The 16,360-nt window shown below is 66.6% G+C and carries 15 protein-coding genes; 10 read left to right on the plus strand and 5 right to left on the minus strand.

Annotation, left to right across the window (positions count from 1 at the left end; all coding sequences use genetic code 11):
* Positions 1-24: 24 nt before the first annotated feature.
* The gene (locus tag HNQ01_RS17945; RefSeq protein ID WP_173806870.1) at positions 25-594 is read right to left on the minus strand and encodes a hypothetical protein; all 570 of its coding nucleotides are present in this window, start codon (positions 592-594) and stop codon (positions 25-27) included.
* 86 nt (positions 595-680) lie between these two features.
* Positions 681-1,499 carry a YEATS-associated helix-containing protein gene (locus tag HNQ01_RS17950; protein ID WP_217427604.1) on the minus strand — a complete coding sequence of 273 codons (819 nt, stop codon included), beginning with the start codon at positions 1,497-1,499 and terminating at the stop codon, positions 681-683.
* 230 nt (positions 1,500-1,729) lie between these two features.
* On the opposite strand from HNQ01_RS17950, the gene HNQ01_RS17955 reads away from it, so the two are divergent.
* Positions 1,730-2,089 (plus strand): hypothetical protein, encoded by a 360-nt coding sequence (locus HNQ01_RS17955; protein ID WP_173806872.1) that lies wholly within the window; start codon positions 1,730-1,732, stop codon positions 2,087-2,089.
* Here the strand turns inward: HNQ01_RS17955 and HNQ01_RS17960 are convergent.
* Positions 2,026-2,310 carry an ATP-binding protein gene (locus HNQ01_RS17960; RefSeq protein ID WP_173806873.1) on the minus strand — a complete coding sequence of 95 codons (285 nt, stop codon included), beginning with the start codon at positions 2,308-2,310 and terminating at the stop codon, positions 2,026-2,028. The genes HNQ01_RS17955 and HNQ01_RS17960 overlap by 64 nt on opposite strands.
* Before the next feature lie 11 nt (positions 2,311-2,321).
* Positions 2,322-3,122, minus strand: a complete 801-nt coding sequence (locus HNQ01_RS17965; RefSeq protein WP_173806874.1) for a response regulator — start codon at positions 3,120-3,122, stop codon at positions 2,322-2,324.
* A gap of 105 nt (positions 3,123-3,227) precedes the next feature.
* On the opposite strand from HNQ01_RS17965, the gene HNQ01_RS17970 reads away from it, so the two are divergent.
* The 9 genes from HNQ01_RS17970 (at position 3,228) to HNQ01_RS18010 (ending at position 16,061) form a co-directional block, all read left to right on the plus strand.
* A complete protein-coding gene (locus HNQ01_RS17970; RefSeq protein ID WP_353621733.1) occupies positions 3,228-5,327 on the plus strand; it encodes an ATP-binding protein in 2,100 nt (699 codons plus the stop codon).
* Positions 5,328-5,452: 125 nt separating this feature from the next.
* A complete protein-coding gene (locus HNQ01_RS17975; RefSeq protein WP_173806875.1) occupies positions 5,453-6,016 on the plus strand; it encodes an outer membrane beta-barrel protein in 564 nt (187 codons plus the stop codon).
* A gap of 50 nt (positions 6,017-6,066) precedes the next feature.
* On the plus strand, positions 6,067-6,405 hold the full coding sequence (locus HNQ01_RS17980) for a hypothetical protein (RefSeq protein ID WP_173806876.1): 339 nt from the start codon (positions 6,067-6,069) through the stop codon (positions 6,403-6,405).
* A 76-nt stretch (positions 6,406-6,481) separates the two neighbouring features.
* Positions 6,482-7,951, plus strand: coding sequence for a Do family serine endopeptidase (locus HNQ01_RS17985; RefSeq protein ID WP_173806877.1), 1,470 nt, complete (start codon positions 6,482-6,484; stop codon positions 7,949-7,951).
* 40 nt (positions 7,952-7,991) lie between these two features.
* Positions 7,992-8,543: a carboxypeptidase-like regulatory domain-containing protein gene (locus HNQ01_RS17990; protein ID WP_173806878.1), complete on the plus strand. Its 552-nt coding sequence runs from the start codon at positions 7,992-7,994 to the stop codon at positions 8,541-8,543.
* Between the two features lie 295 nt (positions 8,544-8,838).
* Complete coding sequence (locus HNQ01_RS22625) at positions 8,839-10,782, plus strand: DEAD/DEAH box helicase (RefSeq protein ID WP_217427605.1); 1,944 nt, start codon at positions 8,839-8,841, stop codon at positions 10,780-10,782.
* 248 nt (positions 10,783-11,030) lie between these two features.
* Positions 11,031-11,966 (plus strand): CHC2 zinc finger domain-containing protein, encoded by a 936-nt coding sequence (locus HNQ01_RS22630; RefSeq protein WP_353621734.1) that lies wholly within the window; start codon positions 11,031-11,033, stop codon positions 11,964-11,966.
* Between the two features lie 31 nt (positions 11,967-11,997).
* Positions 11,998-15,180: an RNA-directed DNA polymerase gene (locus tag HNQ01_RS18005; protein WP_286180942.1), complete on the plus strand. Its 3,183-nt coding sequence runs from the start codon at positions 11,998-12,000 to the stop codon at positions 15,178-15,180.
* Entirely contained in the window at positions 15,177-16,061 is an 885-nt protein-coding gene (locus HNQ01_RS18010) for a carbon-nitrogen hydrolase family protein (protein WP_173806881.1), read from the plus strand. Before HNQ01_RS18005 ends, HNQ01_RS18010 begins: the two co-directional genes overlap by 4 nt.
* Positions 16,062-16,151: 90 nt before the next feature.
* On the opposite strand, the gene HNQ01_RS22220 is transcribed toward HNQ01_RS18010, so the two are convergent.
* Positions 16,152-16,360, minus strand: a 209-nt coding sequence (locus HNQ01_RS22220) for a hypothetical protein (protein WP_217427606.1), incomplete at its 5' end; no start/stop codon positions are given.

The following is a 16,360-nucleotide window of genomic DNA, read 5'->3' on the forward strand; positions in this document are numbered from 1 at the left end:
CGGGCCCCGGGCCGGCCGCCCGGATCAGAAGCTGAAGCCCACCTTCGCGGCGACGGTCAGCGGATCCTGGTCGAGACCGGCGCGGGCGCGGGTCGAATGCCAGCTCAGGTCGATGCCGGTCAGCAGCGAGCCGATGCGCCAGTTCACGCCGGCGGCCACGCCCAGGCCCGGCAGCGTGCGCGCGGCCGTGGGCGCGTCGACGCGGAACAGGCCCAGGCTCGGGCCGGCGCCGACCGACAGGCCGTCGCCCAGCGGCACGGTGTAGCGCGGCGACAGCGTCATCGTGTCGTAGGTCGTGCCGTCGCGCGAGCCGTGGCTGTAGTTCAGGTGGGTGCGCACGCGGCGGTCGGGCGTCTGCACCAGGCCGCACTGCATCGCCAGTTCCAGGCCCCAGGCATTGACGCCGCGGCCCGGATCCGGGTCGATGCGGCTGCCGGTCAGCGCCAGCGTGGCGTCGGGCTTCCAGGCCGGATCGTTCAGCGCCGGCAGCCATTGCCAGCCGTCGGCGGCCCGGGCGGCCGGGGCCGCGGTGATCACGAGGGCTGCGAGCAGGGCCGGCAGCGCGAGGCGGGAGGAGTGCAGGGTCGTCTTCATGCGCCGCACTCTAGTGCGCCCGGGCGCCGTCCGCGATGAGATCGATCATGTCAGGCAGGTCCGCGCCGGGACCGTTGCGCCGGTCTTCAGTCGCCGCCGAGCTCGCCGAGCGCGCCGCGGCCGCTGGCGGTCGCGAACCAGCGCGGCTGGCCGTCGCGGCCCGGCGTGCAGCCGGCCCAGCCGCGCGCCTGGAGCCGGGCCAGCGCGGCGCGGGCCTGCGCCTCGTCCAGGCCGCTGGCGGCGGCCAGCGCGGCCGGCAGGCGCAGCGTCGCCGGCGGCCGGGCGAGCTGGCGCAGCAGCTCGCGGTCCGCGTCGGCGGGGGCGCCGGCCTCGCCGGGCAGGCCGCGCGATCGGGTGGCCGCGCCGGCCGGCGCCGGGTCCGGCTCCTCGATCCACTGCGCCTGCGCCAGGTCGAGGCCGGAGCGCGCCTGCTCGAGCGCGCTGCCGGCGGTCGCGGCCGCGTCGCCGGCCTGCTGGCGCGCCTCGGCGGCAGCGCCCGCGGCCTGGTCCGCCTGCGCGCGCGCCTGGCGCACCTCCTGCAGCAGCCGCTCGCTCAGCGAGCCGATGAAGCCGCGCGAGGACACCGCAGCGACCAGGCAGAAGCCGGCCAGGTTCAGCAGCAGCAGCGGATCGCCGCTGTCCTCGGCCACGCCGCGGATGCGCGCGATCAGGTCCGAGGAGATCATGTTCAGGAACAGCGGCACCATCAGCGCCGAGGCGATGCCGATCAGCACATGCTTCCACCAGGCCAGCGGCGCCGCGGCCGGGCTGTCGGCCGGCGCCTCGGCCGGTCGGTCCCGCCCAGCCGTCTCGCCGAGAAAGCGCCCGACCAGGCCGCCCAGCGCGCCCGCGCCCACCATCACCGCGACGATCGCGCCCAGCATGCCGTTGCCGCCACCGCTCATGTGCTTTCCCCCCCTGTGCCTGTCCATGCCGCGCCTGCGGTCTGGCGTGCAGCGTAGGAGAGGCTCCGACGAATTGTCCAGATCGGGTGCAGTGAAATATCACCGCCTCGCGCCGGCGAGCGCGCCGCGGGGCGGCTGTCTCGTGGTGCCCCCGGATCGACGCCGCTTGACCCGGGGCGAAGAATGGGCCGCAGCGGTCCCTACAGTCGGCCGCGAGGAGGTCGTCGGCGATGGACATGCTGAAACGACTGCCCGGCTCGGTCCGGGCCGCGCCCGGGCTCGAGTGGGCGCTGTGGCGCCGGCTGCCGGCCATGCTGCTGTGGGGCACGCTGCTGCCGGCGCTGATCGTGCTGGCGCGCCACCTGCTCGCCGATGGCGGCACCACCGTGCAGATCGAGCGCGAGCTGATGGTCTGGACCTACCAGATGATCGGCGTCGTCGTGCTGCACTGGTCGCTGGTGCTGACGCTGGCGCTGGGCTGCTTCATCGTGCGGGTGATGAAGGGGCCGGCCTACGTGGCCGACGCCTACGAGATGGAGGAGCTCGACCCGGAGCCCTCGGCGCTGCCGCTGCCGCTGTCGGGCCGCTGAGGCCGCTCCATCCGGATCGCGCCGAAGGGGCAGCGCGGCTCGCACTTCGAGCAGCCGGTGCAGCCGGCCTCGTCCTCCAGCACCGAGCGCTTGCGCCAGGCCACCACCTGCAGCGACAGCACATGCGGCGGGCAGACCGCGACGCACCAGCCGCAGCCGGTGCAGCGCGCCGGGTCGATGCGCGGCAGCGGCCGGCGCGGATCGGGCTGCGGCGCGGCCACCGGGCGGCCGCTCAGTACAGCGTCTCGACCGGCGCGTCGAGGCGGTAGCCGGCGCCGCGCTCGGTGACGAGCAGCTTCGGGTGGAAGGGGTCGTCCTCGATCTTGCGGCGCAGTCGCAGCACCTGCACGTCGACCGCGCGGTCGTAGACCTCGGCGCTGTGCAGGCGCGACATCGCCAGCAGCTGCTCGCGGCCGAGCACGCGCTGCGGCGCGCTGCAGAAGGCCGCCAGCAGGCTGAACTCGTGGTTGCCGAGCTCGACGCGGCGGCCGTCGGGCGCGGTCAGCCGCCGGGTGCGCAGGTTCAGCTCCCAGCCGGCGAAGCGCAGCGCGCGGCGGCGGTCCTCGCCGGGCAGCGCGGCCTCGGCCGGCGCGCTCGCGCCGCCCTGGTAGCGGCGCATGACCGCGCGCAGCCGCGCCAGCAGCTCGCGCGGGCTGAAGGGCTTGGTCACGTAGTCGTCGGCGCCCAGCTCCAGGCCCATGACCCGGTCGGCCTCCTCGCTGCGGCCGGTCAGCAGCACGATGGGCACGTCGGCGCGCTCGCGCAGCGCGCGCGCCAGCATCAGGCCGTCCTCGCCCGGCAGGCGCAGGTCCAGCACCACCAGGTCGATCGCCTCGCGGTCGAAGACCTCGAACATCTCGCGCCCGCTGGCCACCGCGGTGACCCGCAGGTCGTGTTCGCCGAGGTATTCGGCCAGCAGCCCTCGCAGCGCCGGGTCGTCGTCGACGACGAGGATGTGGCGGGGCACGGTGGCGGTGACGCCGAGGCCGGCCCCCTCGGGCGGCAGCGTCGTCGACGGGGCGGAGGCATTCATCGGGCGATCGTTCAGGCGTTCTAATGCGGGCATGTGCGTTGCCGCGATGATGACAGCTCCCCGGCCCGGGCCGGGTGACCGGGGGATTCGGCGCCGGGGGATCCGGTGAGGGCGCTGCTGCGGCTGGAATGGGTGCGCGCGCTGCTGGTGGCCGAGCTGCTGGTGGCGCTGGCCGGCGCGGCCGGGCTGTGGACGCTGCGCACGCAGACGATCGACGCCGAGCTGCGCACGCTGGCCTCGCTGTCGCACGCGATGGCGCTGCAGGCCGACCGCACGCTGGGCGTGGCCGACGCGGTGCTGCGCTCGACGCGCGAGGAGCTCGCGCACGGCCTGATCACGCCGGGGCTGCCGGCGGTCGACGAGCTGCTGAGCTCGCGCATCCGTCCGCTTGACGACTTCCGCGCGCTGACGGTCTTCGATGCGCAGGGCCGGCGCATCGCCTCGTCGCGGCGCTGGCGCCCGGCCGAGCCGGTGCTGGTGACCGACCGCGACTTCTTCCGCGCCGCGCGCGAGGCACGCTCGCCGCGCCTGTACATCAGCGCGCCCTATGCCACGCAGGTCGATCCGCGCCCGGCCATCAGCGTGACGATGAACTGGAACGACGACGACGGCACCTTCCGCGGCGTGCTGGCGCTGGTGGCCGAGCCGGACTTTCTCGAGGGCGACTTCGGCCGGCTGGCGCCGGCGCCCGACGCGCAGCTGGTCATCCACCGCGACGACGGCGCGGTGCTGCGCCCGCCGGCCGCGCCCGACGAGATGCTCGCGCAGGTCAGCGCCGAGTGGCTGCGGCTGCGGGCGGCCGACGAGACCTCGGCGGTGCTGGTGCTGCCGGACGGTCGGGTGCGCCTGGTCGCGGCGGCGCGGCTGGAGCACCAGCCGCTGGTGGTGCGGGTGTCGCGCGACGCGCAGGTGGTGCTCAAGGCCTGGCGCGACCTGGCCTGGCTGTCGGCCGCCTTCGGGCTGTCGGCGCTGGCGATCACCCTGGTGCTGGCGCGGCGCATCGCGCGCGACCGGGTGCGCCGCCAGGCGCTGGAGGCGCGGCTGCAGCGCTCGCGCCAGCTCGAGGCGCTCGGCCAGCTCGCCGGCGGCGTGGCGCACGACTTCAACAATGTGCTGGCCTCGGTGATCGGCTACGGCGAGATGGCGCGCGAGGCGCTGGCCGACGGCAGCGCGCCGGCGCGCCACGTCGACCAGGTGCTGCAGGCCGGCCGGCGCGGGCGCGCGCTGGTGGCGCGCATCCTGTCCTTCAGCCGCGGCCAGCCGCGCCAGCGGGTGCGGTTCGCGCTGGAGCCGCTGGTCGGCGAGGTGCTCGACCACCTGGAGGGCCGGCTGCCGCCGGGCCTGCGCATCGAGCGCGACCTGCAGGGCGCCGGGCTCGTGCTCGAGGGCGACCCGACCGCGCTGTACGAGGCGGTCATGAACCTCGCGAACAACGCGCTGCAGGCCATGCCCGACGGCGGCACGCTGCGGGTGTCGCTGCAGGACGGCCCGGCCGAGCCGGCCACGGCACTGGCGCCGGCGCGCCTGCCGCTGGTCGGCGCGCTGCCGGCCGGGCCCTGCGTGCGCCTGACGGTGGCCGACACCGGCCAGGGCATCGCGCCGGAGACGATGGCGCGGCTGTTCGAGCCCTTCTTCACCACCCGCGGCCCGCGCGAGGGCACCGGCCTGGGGCTGGCGATCGTGCACGGCGTGGTGACCGACCTGCACGGCGCCATCGACGTCGACAGCACGCCCGGCCAGGGCAGCCGCTTCACGCTGTGGCTGCCGCGCGCGGCCGACGCGGCGCCGGCCGTGTCCGAGGCCCCGGCCGCCGCCGCGGCGCTGCCGCCGGGGCAGGGCGAGACGGTGCTGGTCGTCGACGACGAGCCGGCGCTGGTCGAGCTGGCCGAGGAACTGCTGGCCGACCTGGGCTACGAGCCGCTGGGGCTGACGTCGAGCGCGCGGGCGCTGGAGGAGTTCGCCCGCGATCCGGCGCGCTTCGACCTGGTCCTGAGCGACGAGGTCATGCCGGGGCTGACCGGCACCGCGCTGGCCGCCGAGCTGCGCCGGCTGCGGCCCGACCTGCCCATCGTGCTGGCCACCGGCTACGGCGGCGAGCAGCTCGAGGCGCGCGCACGCCAGGCCGGCATCGCCGTCGTCGTCGCCAAGCCGCTGGGCCGCGCCGAGCTGGCGCAGGCGCTGGCCCGCGCGCTCGGACGGGCCTGAACGCGCGGGCCCGGCCCGTGTTTCATCCGTAATCTTCGGGCGCGTCGCTGCAATCGGCGCTTGCATCGCGGCCTTCACAGTGGAGCCATCGCAACCCCGGTTGCACTCCCGAGAAAGGAAACGCGATGTCCTCCACCTCCTCCCCGATCACCCGCTCCCGCGCCGCGCTGGCGGCCGCGCTGCTGGCCCTGGGTGCGGCGGGCGCCGCGCAGGCGGCCGGCGCGCCGGGCAGCACCTATGTCGGCGGCGCGGTCGCCGCGCCCGACTACCAGGACCCGATCGGCGGCTCCGGCGACGGCAGCGGCGGTCGCGGCCCCGGCCTGAAGCTGTACGGCGGCTACCAGGTGACGCCGAACTTCGCCGTCGAAGGCGGCGTGTTCCATCTCGGCCGCACCGACGGCGGCACCGGCACCGGCCGCGCCTACGGCGCCTATGTCGACGGCGTCGGCAGCGTCGAGCTCGCGCCGCAGGTCTCGCTGCTGGGCAGCGTCGGCCTGGCGCAGGCCCGGCTGACCGCCGCGCAGGGCACCGACTACAGCCCGGCCGTCAAGCTCGGCGTCGGCGTGCAGTACGACATCACGCCGCAGACCGCGCTGCGCGTGGGCTACGACCGCTACCACTTCACCAGCGCCTACGGCGGCAACGCCAACGTCGGCCAGACCTCGGTCGGCGTGAAGTTCAGCTACTGATCGCCACGACGCGCCGCCCGCGCGCTGCGATGAACCCCAGGAGAACGATCATGGGAACCCTCCATCCTGAAGATCACCCCGTCCTCGGTGCGCTGGCGCTGGCCGCCAGCTCGGCCCCTCACGAGCAGGCCGATGCCGCGCTGCACGGACTCGACGAGCGTCCGGCCGTGAAGAGCGACCTGCGCCACGCCGAGATCGAGATGTACTGCGACCACGACGACCTGGCGCTGCAGGCGCTGCGCTCGGCGCGCACCCGGCTGCAGTCCGAGGCGGTGCCGCCGGTGCCGGCCTGCGAGTCGCTCGCCGAGGTCTCGTGGCATCTGCGCCATCACGACCACGTCGCCGCCGCTGCCGCGCTGCAGCGCGCCTACCACCAGCTCGATGCCTGATGCCTGCGGCTGACGCCTGACACGCGCCGCCGTCGCCGATCCCTTCTTTCCCGTCGCTGTTTCCAGGAGTTCCTCCATGCCGTCCCTGTCCTCGTCGATGACCGCCTCCCGCACCGTGCTGAGCCTCGTGGCCGCCGGCATGATCGGCGGCGCCGGCGCGAGCTACTTCGGCGGACAGGCCGCCCATGCGGCCGGCCCGACGTCGACCGTTTCCGCCCCGGTCGGAGCGGTCGCCGCGCCCGACTTCAGCCCGATCGTGCGTCGCAACGGTCCGGCCGTGGTCAACATCAGCGTCAGCGGCCTGCGCCAGACCGCGGAGGACGGCGACGACGAGACCGCCCAGGCCATCCCGCCGCAGCTGCGCCGCTTCCTGCCGCGCGGCCAGCAGGTGCCGCCGCAGGCGGTCAGCGGCGAGGGCTCGGGCTTCATCGTCAGCAGCGACGGCCTGGTCGTCACCAACGCCCATGTGGTCAAGGGCGCCAGCCGCGTCAGCGTCAAGCTCACCGACCGGCGCGAGTTCGTCGCCAAGGTGCTGGGCCTGGACACCAAGACCGACGTGGCGGTGCTGAAGATCGACGCCCGCGACCTGCCGACCGTGCCGATCGGCCGCTCGTCGGACCTGGAGGTCGGCCAGTGGGTGCTGGCGATCGGCTCGCCCTTCGGCTTCGAGAACACCGTGACCGCCGGCGTGGTCAGCGCCAAGGGCCGCTCGCTGCCGGACGACAGCTACGTGCCCTTCATCCAGACCGACGTGGCGGTGAACCCCGGCAACTCGGGCGGCCCGCTCTTCAACGCCCGCGGCGAGGTCGTGGGCATCAACTCGCAGATCTACAGCGGCACCGGCGGCTACCAGGGCCTGTCGTTCGCGATCCCGATCGACCTGGCGATGAAGGTCAAGGACCAGATCGTCGCCACCGGCAAGGCCTCGCATGCCCGCCTGGGCGTCTCCATCCAGGAGGTGAACCAGACGCTGGCCGATTCCTTCCGGCTCGACCGCCCCGAGGGCGCGCTGATCGCCGGCGTCGAGCCCGGCAGTCCGGCCGACCAGGCCGGACTGAAGGCCGGCGACGTGGTGCGCGCGGTCGACGGCCAGCGCATCGTCGCCTCGGGCGACCTGCCCGCGGTGATCGGCCAGTCCGCGCCGGGCTCGACCGTCCGGCTCGAGCTCTGGCGCGACGGCAAGGTGCAGAGCGTGAGCGCGAAGCTCGGCGACGCGGCCGCACGCACCGCCCGGGCCGAGCGCGCCGCCGACCCGGCCGCCGCCGCCCAGGGCGGCCGTCTGGGCCTGGCGCTGCGTCCGCTGCAGCCGCAGGAACGCCAGCAGGCGGGCATCGCCGGCGGCAGCGGCCTGCTGGTCGAGGGCTCGGGCGGCGTGGCCGCGCAGGCCGGCGTGCAGCCCGGCGACGTGCTGCTGGCGGTCAATGGCCATCCGGTGGCCAGCGTCGAGCAGGTCCGCGCCGCGCTGCCCGAGAAGGGCCGCCCGGCCGCGCTGCTGATCCAGCGCGGCGGCAGCCGCATCTTCGTGCCGGTGCCCGCGGTGGGCTGATGCGGTCCGGTTCGATGCACTTCATCAAGGAGAGACGAACATGACGACGAGCCTGCGCTCCCCCGACGGGCTTCTCCGCGCGCGTGTTCTGCCGGCGGCGGTGCTGCTGGTCTCGCTGGCCGCCACCGCGGTGCAGGCGGCGCCCGCGGACGCTGCGGCCGCACCCGCGGCGACGGTCCCCGCCTCCGCGTCGTCCTCGGCGCCTGCGCTGCCGCGCGAGCATCGCCAGGGCGAGGTGGTGTGGATGAGCGGCGGCATCGGCCTCGACGAGTCGCAGGCGATGCAGCAGGCCGCGCGCGACTGGCCGCTGACGATCGAGTTCGCGCGCCGCGACGGTGCGCGCAGCGACTACCTGGCCGACGTCGAGGTGCTGGTGCGCGACGGCCGCGGCCACGAGGTGCTCGGCACGCGGGCCCAGGGTCCCTTCCTGATGGCGAAGCTGGCCCCGGGCCGCTACACCGTCGAGGCCGCGCGCGGCGACCAGGTGCTGCGCCGCGACGTGCAGATCCGCGCCGGCCAGCCCGCGCGGGTGCTGATGCTGTGGCCGCAGCACGAGCCGCGCGCAGGCCAGGAGCGCCGCGAGCGAGGCTGAGGGCCACCCCCCGCACTCGGCGCCCGCCCCCAAGCCCCGTCATCCTCGCGAAGGCGAGGACCCACGCCCGCCCAGTGCGGGCCTTTTCATGCGTGGGTGCCCGCCTTCGCGGGCCTGACGGGGGCGGCGACGCGACGCCGCACCTCGACGCGGCGCGGCGGTACCAAAGCCGCGCTGTGAAAAATGGCCCGCTTTTGTGTGGCTCCTGCGAGCCTGCATTCCGCTCCCGTTCGGTAGCTATGGTCTGCTTCCAGCCTGAACAAGAAAAAGCGATTCACGCTTCAGGGGTGCGGACGTGGCCATCTTTCCACAGGGCTATCAGAACATCGCGGCGCGTTGCCGCAACACGGAGGACGGGGGCGCCGAGCGGCGGGTGCTGCGGCAGCTTCAGCGCTGTCTGGAGGACGACTACCTCGTCTGGCACAACGTTCCCGTGGGCAACAAGGGCCGCTTGCCGGACTTCGTGGTGCTGCATCCGGGCCGCGGCCTGCTGGTGCTGGAGGTCAAGGGCTGGCGGGCCGGCGCGCTGCACCAGGTCTCGCGCCACGATGTCGAGCTGAACCTGGCGAACGGGCAGGGGCGGGTGAGCAGGATTCACCCCGGCCTGCAGGCGCGCGGCTACGCGATCGAGCTGGTCAACCAGATGCAGCGCGATCCCTGCCTGTGCCAGACCGAGGGGCGCCACAAGGGCAACCTGGCCGTGCCCTGGGGCAGCGGCGTGGTGTTCGCCAACATCGAGCGCCAGCGCATCACCGATCCGCACTGGGACGAGTTCTTTCCGCCGGCCACCACGCTGACCCGCGAGGATCTGGCCGAGGATCTGGATCCGGCCGTCTTCCAGGAACGGCTGTGGGGCATGTTCACGGTGGAGTTCCGCCTGAAGACGGCGCTGACGCTGCCGCAGCGCGACCGCATCCGCTGGCACCTCTTTCCCGAGATCCGGCTGCAGACGCAGGCCTCGCTGCTGGACGAGGACGGCGACGACGCGGGCGAGCCCGGCGCCACGGCGGCGCCGTCGCCGAGCGAGGCGCTGATGCTGGTGATGGACCTGCAGCAGGAGCAGCTCGCGCGCTCGATGGGCGAGGGGCACCGGGTCATCCACGGCGTGGCGGGGTCGGGCAAGACGATGATCCTGGTCTACCGCGCCCAGCAGCTCGCCGCCGCGGCGCGGCCGGACTGGCCGATCCTGGTGCTCTGCTACAACCGGCCGCTGGCGGCGCGCATCGACGCGCTGATGCGGCAGCGGGGGCTGGACGAGCGGGTGCAGGTGCGCACCTTCCACGGCTGGTGCTACGACATGGCCGACACCTACCAGCTCGGCATCCCGAAGAAGGGCTTCCGGCCGGACTACGACGCGCTGGCCGACCGGGTGATCGAGGCGGTGGCGCATGGCCGCATCCCGCGGGCGCAGTACGCGGCGCTGATGATCGACGAGGCGCACGACTTCGAGGATGCGTGGCTGCGGCTGGCGCCCCAGCTGGTCGATCCGGCGACGAACTCGCTGCTGGTGCTCTACGACGACGCGCAGTCGATCTACCGCCAGCCGCGCCGCAAGTTCAGCTTCGCCAGCGTCGGCATCGAGGCGCGCGGGCGCACCAGCGTGCTGAAGGTCAACTACCGCAACACCGCCGAGGTGCTGAAGCTCGCCACCGCGACCGCCGGCCAGCTGCTGCGCGGCGGCGAGCCGGACGGGGCGGTGGACGGCCCAGGTGAGGGCGACAGCGACATCGTCCAGCAGACCCCGCTCGGCGCCGGCCGCAGCGGCCCCGCGCCGGAACTGCTGCGCGGACGCACGCCGCGCGAGGAGGCCGAACTGGTCGCCGAGCGCCTCGCCGAGGCGCTGGCGGACGGCGTGTCCCCGGCCAACATGGGCGTCCTGGCGCGCCGGCACGACCTGCTCGACCCGGTGGAAAAGGCGCTGCACCTGCGCGGCATCCGCACCCAGCGCCTGCAGCGCGCGGGAACGTGGGAGCCGGACAGCGTCAAGCTCACCACGCTGCACGCCTCCAAGGGGCTGGAGTTTCACACCGTCGCCATCGTCGGGCTGCAGGCGGTGCCGGATGCGCACCACAGCGAGGAGGAGGAATGGCGCCTGCTGTATGTGGCGATGACGCGGGCGACGTATCGGCTGGTGCTGGGGGCTTGTGGGGAGTCGGGGGCGGTGGAGAAGGTTGCGGTTGGGTTAGGCGAGCGGGCTGGTGTAAGTGCAGATTATTCGCCCGCTGTAGTGGAGGCTTGACTGCGATTTGGCGAAAGTACCCCAGTGTTTTCAATGTGGACGAACATGCAACTTGCGTATTTCTTTCTGGTTAAATGAGATATTTTCCCAAGAAAGCAAAGCTAACGTAAGGGGTGATTTTGCGACAAGTTATTTCACGGTCAGCAAAGCCGAAACTATTGAGCGATCAGGTGCTTGCACGTCTTCGTGAATTGCCAATAGCAGACGTCGCGTCAGCTATGGGTATAACCCTACGTGGTAACAAAGCGATGTGCTTTAATGGGCATGATTCGGCAAGTCCAAGCTTTACTGTTAGCAAGGCAAGAAATAATTGGAGATGCTTCGGATGTGGTGAGTATGGCGATGCAATCGCATTAGTGCAAAAAATTCACGGCCTTGGTTTTGTGGATGCATGCAAGTGGCTCTGCGGCCACTTCGGTATCATCGGCAGTGACTTCCAGTTTATCTGCCGTGCCCGTCATATTTCGCCGGTTCCCAACCTCAAGTCGATTAGTCCGCCTAACTCTGCCCCCACGCCCAAACCTGACCCCGAACTGTACACTTGGTTGGTAATGCATTGCGGACCGGTCAAAGCGCCCTTGGGAACCGCTTACCTCCGAACTCACGGGATTGATGCAGAGTTGGCGCTTAAATTTGGCATTGTAGAACTTGTCGATCCAGCGAGGGCCTATCGGAAACTAGTGAGGTACTGGGGGGCAGAGCGAGTCTGTAGCGCAGGACTGTCTGGAAGCCGACCGGCACTAAGCTGGTCTGGTTATGCGCTAATTTTTCCATTTATATCCGAGGCGGCAGTCCAGTACTTACAGGTCCGCTGTCTTCAGAGCAGCATGAAATTTTTTGGTCCAAGTGGCATCCCCAAGCCTATGTTCAATAGTCAACGGCTTAGTCGGTTGCAGCCCGGTAGTCTTATCCACATTTGCGAAGGTGTCCCTGACGCAATCTCCATTGAGGGCGAGGGACTAGCAGCGGTTGCAGTCCTCGGGGCTTCATCGTTTCGTTCCGAATGGGTTGAGGATCTGCTTCCATTTGAACTAGTGGGCGTTCCCGATGGGGATGCTGCTGGTGGGAAATTCATGAAGTGCCTTGAAAAAGAGTTTTGGGCAAGGAGCAAAAGCATTCGATTTGCAGTTCCACCTGAAGGCATGGATGCTAGTGACGTGATTGCGCGAGGAAAGAATGCGTAGTTTTATAAATCAGGTGTGCGACCAATTGAATATGCGCTGGGCATGGGAGAAAGTAAAGCGGTCATCTGTGCCTGGCGACATATGGATTGATGAGGCGGATCTGGCCTCTTTTGAAGTTAATTTGGGTCGTGAACTTCGGAGTATTTGTGAGGATCTTGGTTCTGGAAGATTTAGGATATCGCCAATTCGGCCAATGGCTTTCCCGAAGAACCCTGATGAAAATGGGGATCCTAGGGTTAGGCAGTATTTTCATTTTGCGGTCAGAGATCAAGTGGCCTGGGTCGCGGTTGTGAATGTCCTTGGGGGCTATGTCGATACACAGATGCCCGTTTGGAGTTATGGCAACAGGCTCTTCCGGTCCACATGGATTGAAGAAGATCTTCACGGTAATAAGATAAGGAAAGTTGGGCCGTACAGGCATTCCTCCGGCCGAATCTATAAATCGTTTCAGCAAGCTTGGCCCTTGTTTAGGCGTCATATCGCTTTGGCGGTTTCGGCAGCGGCGCGCGGTCATGCCAATGAAGAAAACCTTGATGACGATGAGCGTGAAGAACTTCGCCTTCAGCAGCGAATGCATCTGCCTGATCGATGTCCATTTGTTTTGGCCGACTATTGGACTAGCTTGCCTACTGATCTCGATAAGAGTGATGTCTATTGGGCATCTGTGGATCTCGAGAAGTTTTACCCCTCCATACCCATAGCATCATGCGTTGATGCTATCTCCCAGTCTGTTCCAGCCGCACTGCGCCAAGAGGTTTACCAACTGCTGAAGACGCTAACGCAGCTTCCATTGGACCTTGAGGGTTGGACGGATGCCGAGCTGAAGCACATCGGACTTGATGAGTCTCGGAAGAAGTTCCGTAGAATTCCTACTGGGCTCATGGTGTCAGGGTTTCTCGCAAATGCCGCGCTCCTGAAGGTCGATCAAAAAGTAGAGCAAACACTCCCTCGTGGACGCATCGCCCATTTCCGCTATGTCGACGATCATGTGATACTGGCCAAGACGTTTGAGGAATTGAAGAATTGGATCGATCATTACACGGATGTGATAGACAGGTTGGGCTCTGGTGCAAGTATTAATCCCGCCAAGACCGAACCGAAAGCCCTGGGGGAACTGCTAGGGACGAGCGATGCTAGAAAGCGCGTCCCCGGATCAGATCTCTGGAATCGGGCCAAAGATGAGTGTCGCCTCGATCCTGAATTTCCAACTCCATTGATGACGAAGACGATTGCACTGGTTTCAGCGATCGGGAGAACAGACTTTACAGCGCTCGAAGACAACGAACTCTCAATACTATCGCAGCAACTGGAGCATTTATTACTCGTAGACGTTCCTGAGGCTGAAATGCCGGAACGAACACGTCTGGCATTCGCGGCGACTCGCCTTGCTCGTGTTGCTGAAGCAAGGCTCGCTGCACCGGAGACTCTCGACATTCGACATGGAGGTCCGGGAAAACGTCGAACTAACGAGAACCAAGCAACAAGTCTCAATGGCGGGAACCCCTCACTCGACCCAATCGCTTCTCTTACTGGTATTAATGACTCTCAAATTCATGCCCGGCTCACCGGCATTGCCGATAGGGTATTTAGCTTGGTCCGAAGAGTCCTGCACGAACGGCCTGATCGCGTCCGTCTTTGGACCCATGCGCTGACCATCGCGCGCCGCCTCGGCGCTACGGGGCTTGAAAATCTAGTTGATGACATCGGCCGCTATGCACTCGACCCGGTGAATCGGCTAGCTGCTAGCTACATCCTGGGGAATTTCTACGCGGTACTCGCTGGGGAAACAGTCCGAGCTGCAAAGATTCTTGTTGATACTAATATAGCGGGCTGGCGTAGAGCTGCTGCGCTGAGATTTCTGCGGGATATTGCGAGGCTTACCAACCGAGGTATGCCTGTAGCAGACCGATGGTTTGTACATAAGAGCCTAGATCAGTTCTCTGTCGGAGTGTATTGCGCCACTGTTTTGTTGGAGCAATCGCCTAGTGCTTTACAATTTGTTGGGACAAGGCTGAACCAATCATTTGTTGATAGAGGTCGGGATTTTCTGCGTGGCAATGGTGTGCCGCCGGATCTGCGAGTTGCGCTTGCTTGGTGGGGATGCAAGTTCGAGCTTGATAAACCCGTTCGTCGAGCGTCTGATCTGATCATTCACTTAGGAACCCTCGTTGAGGGTTTGCCCGAGTCTGACAATCTCTGGACTTTCTTTCCTGCGGATGCCCCAATCTCATCACTAACTCGAATCGCGTCAACAACTGGACCAACTCAAGCAAATCAAGATGGGTGGTGGTTCGATGCTTTGATGGAGCGCGTAGAGCCCTCCGATGTTCAGAAAGTAGTCGCTCTTTCACCGGCAGCGTGTCGCGTTCGGACATTAATCGAAGGGTCTCAAGATGGGAGCTTACTACCACTGCCAGTTTGGGCAATGAAGATCTGGTCCAGTCGCAATCCCCGAATCACTAAGGAATGGCGACTTGGCGAGTGGACCTGCCTAGAACTGGTGAGGCAAGCTGCGTTGCTGATGTCGTCTACGGAGACGTTTGACCAAGACTATCTTCGACAGGCGTCCCGCAAATACATTGATACAAGTCATTATTGTGCACACCCGCTCAATTTCCTGCTGCCGAGTCATCTCATCGACACGGCTGCGGTCTCTTGGCAAGAGTGGAAAAGTCTGCTGCGGGATCCAAGAAATGGACTTTTAAGGCGAGTCCCCCTACGGTCCCAAGTCTATGACAGACGATTTGCTCCGCTCGTTGTGAGCGAAATAGGATCCGCGCAGAATCCAATTCGCGGGCTAGGCCTGTGTCTCTTTGCGTTGCTTTCGCGCTCGTTTCTTCTGCCTGCTCAGTGGAACGGGCTGGGACATGAAAGTATGCTCAGGCATCTCCCACAACTTCTGCGGGACGAAATAACCTATTCGTCGGCAACCCTTGGTATTCTTGAGGCGTGTCTCCAGCCTCGTGCGGCTGAGAATATTTTTGCTGGTCGGTACCCGGCATGGAATCAGAATTTTGATGATGACACCGAGCACGATCCGGTAGGCCTCATTGACGCCGCACATTTGGCGCGTATTATCTCAATTGCACAAAATGAACTTGAGGCAAATCAGATCTCAACTTTCAATCAGCAGTCTCGGCAGATCACACCTGTAAATTTAATGCACCTCACCGATGTTGATTGGAAGCGATACTTTGAAGTAGGGCCAGCATGATCTTGGAAAAACCGGTATTAGTTGATGAGATTACCCTCGGTTTAATTCAAACAACCTTGGATTCAAAAGCCGCTTGGAATCCTGCTAGTGGTGAGCCAAAAATTTTGGCTGCCGAAGATGGTCGTGCATGGCACGAAATTCGTAGAGCCATGCGGGCGTTGGCTGATCACGATGATCAGCCTCGTGTCATTCTTCTTCCTGAGCTAGCGCTCCCGAGAACGCGTCTGAATGATTTCGAGCAGCTTGTCTGTTCCATGAATGTGCTAGCAATCGTTGGTGTTGACTACCGCTTAGACACTCGAGTAAGGTCTGCGAGAAACGAAGGGCTCGTCCTCGTCCCAAAAAATTTTTGGAAGCGCATCCGTTCACGCTATGCAACTAGAGTTTGGTTTGGCAAGCGGGATCCCGCGCCGGCTGAGGCATCCGGCTTCAAAGAGTATGTGCCGCCATGGGAATTCAGCGCCGACCCCAACGTCTATGTCTTCGATGCAGGACCCTATGGACGGATTGGGGTCAGTATTTGCTACGATTTCATGGATATTGAGCGCGCGCTCCTTTATCGCGGCCGCGTTCATCATTTATTTGTAATGGCTTACAATCGTGACGTAAGGCTCTTTGAGTCGTTGGCCGTCTCTTTGTCAAGGACGGTATTCTGCAACGTGGTGGTTTGCAATACCGGATACTTTGGGGGCTCGCTGGTTGTTAGCCCGTACTACGAGGCATTCAAGCGCGTTGGATACTCCGTGGACGGGGGGGGGATATTCACGGCTCAGTGCGTTCAGCTACCAGTACGCGATCTCGATGCCGCTATCCATGGTTACGACACCAAGCCAGCTAAGTATAAGCATTTGCCACCAGGCTTCACGGCTAGCATCGATTGAACTCTCGCGCTCTCGGAAGGTCCATCGCCAGTGACTATCTCACTGTTCCCGCCGAAATGAACGTCGCTCGCTACATGCCTAGATTCGTTGTCAACCCGTAATCTCCCCGGTCAACAGACAGCCGAAACCAAATAATACGGCCCAGCCCAAAAGAATCGAGCCGACGAGTGAGCGCAAGTTCAGCGAGAACCGGACCGTTGCGATCGGCTCTGTTGCACAAAGCGAGCGTCCGAGCGCTCGTAGACTGACGCGGTGAGCGAAGCCAAGAAGAAGCGGACGAAGTACCGCACGACGAACTG

This window comes from Sphaerotilus uruguayifluvii (assembly GCF_013294065.1).
GTDB lineage: Bacteria > Pseudomonadota > Gammaproteobacteria > Burkholderiales > Burkholderiaceae_C > Sphaerotilus > Sphaerotilus uruguayifluvii.